This is a genomic window from Protofrankia sp. Cas8, assembly GCF_963555845.1.
In the GTDB taxonomy this organism is placed as follows: Bacteria; Actinomycetota; Actinomycetes; order Frankiales; family Frankiaceae; genus Protofrankia.
The window spans coordinates 1-4,191 of the sequence record NZ_CAUVXI010000313.1 but is presented as its reverse complement, the minus strand read 5'-3'; the positions used below and the strand labels follow the sequence as shown (position 1 = coordinate 4,191).

The 4,191-nt window shown below is 69.5% G+C and carries 4 protein-coding genes and 1 tRNA gene; 3 read left to right on the top strand and 2 right to left on the bottom strand.

Translation table 11 applies throughout. The annotated features are described in order from the left end of the window. Nucleotides 1-959, bottom strand: a 959-nt coding sequence (locus tag U9977_RS25990) for a Mur ligase family protein (RefSeq protein WP_322751914.1), incomplete at its 3' end; no start/stop codon positions are given. A gap of 107 nt (nt 960-1,066) precedes the next feature. Next, entirely contained in the window at nt 1,067-2,323 is a 1,257-nt protein-coding gene (locus U9977_RS25985) for a M23 family metallopeptidase (RefSeq protein WP_322751913.1), read from the bottom strand. Between the two features lie 448 nt (nt 2,324-2,771). Here U9977_RS25985 and U9977_RS25980 point away from each other — a divergent pair, with 448 nt between their 5' ends. The 3 genes from U9977_RS25980 (at nt 2,772) to U9977_RS25970 (ending at nt 3,956) form a co-directional block, all read left to right on the top strand. After that, complete coding sequence (locus tag U9977_RS25980; protein WP_322751912.1) at nt 2,772-3,257, top strand: tRNA adenosine deaminase-associated protein; 486 nt, start codon at nt 2,772-2,774, stop codon at nt 3,255-3,257. A gap of 43 nt (nt 3,258-3,300) precedes the next feature. Further along, on the top strand, nt 3,301-3,753 hold the full coding sequence (gene tadA, locus U9977_RS25975) for a tRNA adenosine(34) deaminase TadA (protein WP_322751915.1): 453 nt from the start codon (nt 3,301-3,303) through the stop codon (nt 3,751-3,753). 116 nt (nt 3,754-3,869) lie between these two features. Further along, nucleotides 3,870-3,956: transfer RNA gene (locus tag U9977_RS25970), tRNA-Ser, on the top strand. Nucleotides 3,957-4,191: the final 235 nt, after the last annotated feature.

The following is a 4,191-nucleotide window of genomic DNA, read 5'->3' as shown; positions in this document are numbered from 1 at the left end:
AGTTCCATCATCTCCACCCAGCCGGCCGGGTTCTTGGCCAGCAGGAGCCGCCCGCGGACACCGTTCTCGTCGAGCTCGACCTCCTGATAGCGCCCTTGGACGTCGCCGAGACCCGTCATCGCGCCCAGTGCGTCGCCGACCTCGACCCCGAAGAGTCTCGCCGCGGCGGCGGCCATCGCCGCGTTGCCGAGGTTCACCCGTCCGGGCAGGTCGATGGATGCCTTGACGTGGGAGCCGAACCACAGCAGTTCGCCAGGCCCGATGACGGCGACGAGCGGTTCCGGGCGGGCCAGCCCGCAGTCACACCACCAACCCGAGGAGTTGCGATGGAGCAACCGGGCGCACTGCGGGCACACCATCGCATCCGCCGTCCAGTTCTGCCCGGCCGAGACCCAGGTCTGGTTCGCCCAACTGGACGCCGCCCAGACCACGAGCGGATCGTCGACGTTGGCGACCACTGTCGCGTCAGGCAGATCCGCCCCAAGCTCACGCCAGAGGCTCGCGATCCGTCGGGTCTCGTTGGACCGGTCGAGCTGGTCCCGGCTGATGTTGAGCAGTACAACGGCCCGGGGAAGGATCTGCCTGGCAACCTTGGGCAGCCAGATTTCGTCCACCTCGAGCGCGGCGGTCGCGTCAAAGGGCGGCCGGGACAGCGCGGCGAGCACTCCCGGCGCCATGTTCGCGCCACCGCTGTTGCTCTTCACCGGGCCGAGGGTGCCCAGCGCGCGGGCCAACAGCCGGGTGGTCGTTGTCTTGCCGTTGGTTCCGCTGACGCATGCCGCCAGCCGGCCGGCCGCGACCTCGGTGAGAATCTGCGGGGACACTTGGAGCGCCAGCTTGCCGCCGATCATCTCGCCTGATCCGCGTCCCAGCCGGCGGGAGGCCGAGGACGCAAGCTTCTCCACCGCGAGTGCGGCGCGGGTGCGGGTGGAGAACCGGCGTGGGGATGGTGTGGTCATCGCCTCATCAGCGTGCCACGACTCGCCTCGCCTGTTACAGCTACCCCCACGCATGTCGACGGGGCGAGCGGCGCGGACCGACACCCGCACCGACGACCGGAAGATCATCAGATCGGGACGCCGTGCTCACGAAGCCACACCAGCGGATCCACCGGCCGTTCGCCGACGTGCACCTCGAGGTGCAGATGAGGGCCCGTTGACCGGCCTTCGTTCCCGACCAGGGCAATCTGCTGACCGGCAGCAACCGTTCCCTCTCGGATCGTGAATACCCTCATATGACCGTAAACGGTCTCGACACCATCCCCGTGCTGAAGCACGATTTCGTTTCCAAAACCGGATGCCGGCCCGGCGTAGAGGACATACCCGGCAGCCGCGGCCATGATGGGACTACCCAGCGGCGCGGCGATGTCAAGCCCGAGGTGACGCCCGGAGCCGGCCGTGGGGTTGAAGCCGCGCGAAATCATCCCGATCGTCGGTATCACCCAGCCCGACCCCCCCACCGGACCGCGTGCTGCCGGCAGCGGCAGGGGTGAAGCCGTGGGAGCGGTGGGAGCGCTGGGAGCGCTGGGAGCGCTGGGAGCCGCAGCAGGCGGTAGCAGAACGCTCCGCAGCGCCGTGACCCGCAGACCGTGGACGGCCTGGCGTGCGGTGGCGGCAAGCACCACGGGGTCGGGCGTACCGGGGACGACAAGCACAACCGCACTGTCGGCGACAAGGCCGAGCGCAGCGGACCGGGAGCGGTCCACCACAACGCCGACACCCGGCAGGCGGGTGGTTGCCAGCGCACCGACGCGTAGGTTGACCGGCCGGTCGCGACCGATGTCGACCTGAGCGCCCAGCTGCACGTCCAGAGCCGCTGCAACGCTGTGCGCAACCGCCACGTCTCCATCCGCGATCCGCTGCCACAGCCCGGTGGCCTCGGCGGTGCCGGCGGGCGCAACAGTGCGCAGCAGGCCCGCATCAGCCCCGACCGCGCCGGTGCGGCCGCTTCCCACACTCACCTCGGCAAAGTCGGTGACAACCGCCTCGACCGCGCCCACAGCCTGGCGAAGTCGGTCGATCTCAGCCCGGGTAAGACTGTGATCAGCCGTGACGAACAGGTACGGATCGGCTCGGTGTGTCAGCGGACCCAACGGGTCTCGGGTGCCGACGACCGCGCCGAACGCGGCGGCAATGGGCGGATGGCCCCCTGGCGCGGTCGTCGGGGGTGCGCGACGTGCGACGAGGGCTCCCACCACCGTGACTCCAACAACCGTGACTCCCACCAGCGTGCCGGCCACCAGCGTGCCGGCCACCAGCCGCACGGCCGCGCTGCCCTTGGCAGCCGACCGAGGCGGGCCCGCCCGGCCGCGCGACACCAGCATGATTGCGCCACCTTTGGGTCCCTGAGCCCGTCCGCGGGTCGATCAGGTCCGAGTGTGCTGCAAGATGTGATATGACGTGCCCGAAATGGGCGTCCGATGTGGAAACCCGACGTGGAAACCCGACGTGCAAGGCCAAGGCGGCCGTGGGCAGGTCGCGCCATGCCCCGACCGGGCACCGCCGACGACGCGGACGACCGCCCGCGGCTGGGCTCCGCACCCGGGCGCAGGGCCGGTGGATCACGGTGGCACAGCTCACGACCGGTTCTGAGGTTGGGTTCTTGAGGTTGGGTCCTTGAGGTTGGGTCCTTGAGGTTGGGTCCTTGAGGTTGGGTCCTTGAGGTTGGGTCCTTGAGGTTGGGTCCTTGAGGTTGGGTCCTTGAGGTTGGGTCCTTGAGGTTGGGTCCTTGAGGTTGGGTATGGACGCGATACACGAACGTGAGGGAGCTCGGTGACCCGGAGAGCAAGTGCCATCGGCCGCGAGCGCGGCCGATGGACCGCACACGAGATCAGTCTTGACGACGCCGAAGACCTTGACGGGCTCACGGATCTGATGCGTGACATCTCGACGGAACTCGTCATCGCCTTCATCGAGGAGGACGACGAGTATCTGGGGATCGTCCGAGTGGACGGTGATGTCGGTGATCCCCGGGTCTTCCTGTCCGACCACCGGGTGCTGTTCACCTCGGCCCTGGCCGACCGGCTGCTCACGGGGGCGCTGCCGCCGCCGGGCAGCACCGCCATCGACGACGAATCCGAGGACCTGCTCGCGGGCGCGGCACCGGCAGGCGACATCGAGCTGCTTGCAGACGTCGGCACCGACGCGGACGCCCTCCTCGAGCTGATCACGGAGGAGGGCCTCCTGCCCGGGGACGTCGCAGCCGCGATCAGCGAACGCGCCGGCTGCGCGGACATCCTGGACGAGATCGGGAGCTGACGTGACGGGCATACCCGGCGACGCGGCCCGGTTCGCCGCCCTGATGGGTGCCGCGCTGGCGGAGGCCGAGCAGGCGTCGGCCACCGGGGACGTTCCGGTGGGTGCCGTGGTGGCCGGCCCGGACGGAAAGATCATCGGCCGGGGCCGTAACGCCCGCGAGGCCGACCAGGACCCGACCGCTCACGCAGAGGTGGTCGCGCTACGTGCCGCGGCGGCGGCCACCGGCTCGTGGCGGCTGTCCGGTGCGACGCTGGTCGTCACCCTGGAACCGTGCACGATGTGCGCGGGCGCCCTCGTCCTCGCCCGGGTCGATCGGTTGGTCTACGGGGCACATGATCCGAAAGCAGGTGCGGTCGGGTCGCTGTGGGACGCCGTCCGCGACCCGCGCCTCAACCACCGTCCCGAGGTGATCACAGGAGTGCGGGAACAGGAATGCGCACGCCTTCTCACGGATTTCTTCGCCGCCCGCCGCATCCCGCGACGAGCACCCAGTTAAGAGCGCCCGGCAATAGGGACCCGGCGTCGCGGGGCCGGGGTGCGCAGCTCCGACGGGTCCGTACTCGTCGACGGGTACCCGCCACGATGGCCGCTGCGTCCAGTAAGCTAGCGAACGGTGGAGTCGCCTAGTGGCCGAGGGCGCACGCCTCGAAAGCGTGTGAGGGGGCAACCCCTCCGTGGGTTCAAATCCCACCTCCACCGCTCTGACCAGGCTGGTTGCACGGGCAGGCACACGGCCCGAGACTGCCCGTGGATCATCTGGTCTCGATTCCGGTCTCACTTGGCCCCGTCGGCGGACGCCGGGCCGTCCCACAGCAACCGGTTCAGGCACTCGGCCACGTCCTTAAGCACCGGGTCCGTGATGTGCTGATAGCGGCTGCGCTGGTCTGTCGACCAGCCCATGATTCCCATAACCGTGCGATCGGGCACGCCCAGG

What these genes read in the sequence shown, in the direction of transcription:
- U9977_RS25985 (WP_322751913.1), bottom strand. Translation starts at nt 2,323, where the DNA reads ATGCTGGTGTCGCGCGGCCGGGCGGGCCCGCCTCGGTCGGCTGCCAAG.
- tadA (WP_322751915.1), top strand. Translation starts at nt 3,301, where the DNA reads ATGGGTGCCGCGCTGGCGGAGGCCGAGCAGGCGTCGGCCACCGGGGAC.